Genomic DNA, 1889 nt, shown 5'->3' on the forward strand with positions numbered 1-1889 from the left:
CACACCTTTATCGATTAAGTTAAGTCGGCGGGTTGGCGTACCTTCCCCGTCGAAGGTTTCAATCCCGATATTGCTAGGATGCAGGGCGTCATCAGCGACAGATAATAAGGGTGAAGCAATCTGAGTGCCCAGAGATTCTGGCGTCGATAAGCTCTGATTGTCCAGAATATTTTGGGCGTTAAATAAATTTGAGAAGGCACCCATGAGACTTAAAAAAGCTTCGGGTGAAAAGACGATCGTATATTTCCCCGATGGTACTTTTTGGTAGTCGAGATGACTGATTGTTTTTTCGGCAGCTTCATCAATACACTTTTGAACGTCTAATTTAGCAAAACTATGACTGAGTTCAAAGGCTCCCGCGCTGCGAGGCTTTTTGCCTTCTTGTTCGGTTTTGGTGTATAAGTACAGTGAAGTATAAGAACGCGAATCGCTGCGTACCGCCCCATCACTATTAAGATAAAATTGGTCTACAGATTGCTGAGACAGTCCATTGTAGGGTACACTTTCGATCGCTTTATGTTTCGCTAGTAATTTTTGTTCGGCATCGATTAAGCTCTCGATTAGTTGCGGTACTGTCGCAGTTTTACCCACTTCAATCTGGACATCGGCAATTGGCGCAGTTGCTTCTGGACTAAAGTCAGGTGCGTGTTCTTTAATCCCAAAAAAGCTTGCTTCATAAGCACTCTTTAGCGCAAGTTCCAATCCAATATCATCGACATCAGTGGTACTAGTAATCCCAACGGTATTATCTTGATTCCAAACTCTAACGGTAATGCCCGATCGATTGGAAGCTTTGACTTGTTTTTGTTCGCCGCGATCGACCTGTACGCTGACGCTATCGGTAGTCGAGCCAGATAAATCGAATTTAGAAATGCCGAGTTTGGTGGCAATTTGACGAGCGGAGGCTGAGACTTGTTGAATATTTAAGGACATTGGAGATTATGAATTATGAGTTATTAATTTATGATTTCTGCCAAAATAGCATTATTGTTAAGCAGCAAATTCATATACTGGAGTTCGATCGAATCGAATCGGACTCTCGCGATCGAGGATAATTTCCTGGATGCGTTTTACGGTATTTGGTGCGAAAAATTGCGCCCCAGTATCTAAATCAACGCAGGCGGGTACGTTTTTGATTAGAAAAAACTCGCCATTGACTTCTAATGTGTATGTTACTTTTGTTTCTACTAAATCTTGAGTTCGTGTGTTACTCATCAATAATAGAAAAAATGTAGGGTGGCATTGCCCACATAGATTTTGACTTAATTCCGATGATTTGTATTAATAAATATGAGATATTAACTACTATCGAAATTGATGCGGTGGGCATTGCCCACCCTACATATCTTGTAGGAGAAGGCGGGTTTGTTCTTCCATCATTTGTAATAACAAAAACTTTTAGCATAAACCCGCCCCTACAGATCCTAACGTCCGCCGACGGTAATCGAATCGACCTTAATATGTGGCTGTCCGACAGTTACATAAATACTGCCACTTACCGAACCACAAAAACCCGCCGCCAAACCTAAATCTGCCGAACACATCGAAATCTTATTCATGATTTCTTTGGCTTCACCAATGAGCGTCGCCCCCTTGAGTGGCTTGGTAATTTTGCCATTTTCGATCAGATAGGCTTCATCGACGGCGAAGTTAAACTGTCCGGTAGCACCGACGCTACCGCCACCCATTTTCTTACAATAGATGCCCTTCTCGATCGAGTTAAATAGATCGTCTACATGATGTTCGCCAGGAGCGATGTAGGTATTCCGCATCCGGCTGGCGGCGGCATACGCGTAGCTATTGCGGCGTCCGCTCCCCGTACGCGGATGCCCGGTGCGGATCGATCCGGCTCGATCGGCGATAAAATTCTTGAGGATGCCATTTTCGAT

Annotated in this window: 3 protein-coding genes; all 3 read right to left on the minus strand. The window is 43.9% G+C overall.

Annotated features, from left to right (window positions below):
- On the minus strand, positions 1-933 hold a 933-nt coding region (locus tag RMO35_RS09850; RefSeq protein ID WP_309740736.1), incomplete at its 3' end, for a TldD/PmbA family protein.
- Between the two features lie 57 nt (positions 934-990).
- Positions 991-1215 (minus strand): hypothetical protein, encoded by a 225-nt coding sequence (locus RMO35_RS09855; protein ID WP_309740740.1) that lies wholly within the window; start codon positions 1213-1215, stop codon positions 991-993.
- Positions 1216-1424: 209 nt separating this feature from the next.
- Positions 1425-1889, minus strand: a 465-nt coding sequence (locus RMO35_RS09860; protein WP_309740742.1) for a TldD/PmbA family protein, incomplete at its 5' end; no start/stop codon positions are given.

Source organism: Chamaesiphon sp. OTE_20_metabat_361 (assembly GCF_031364565.1).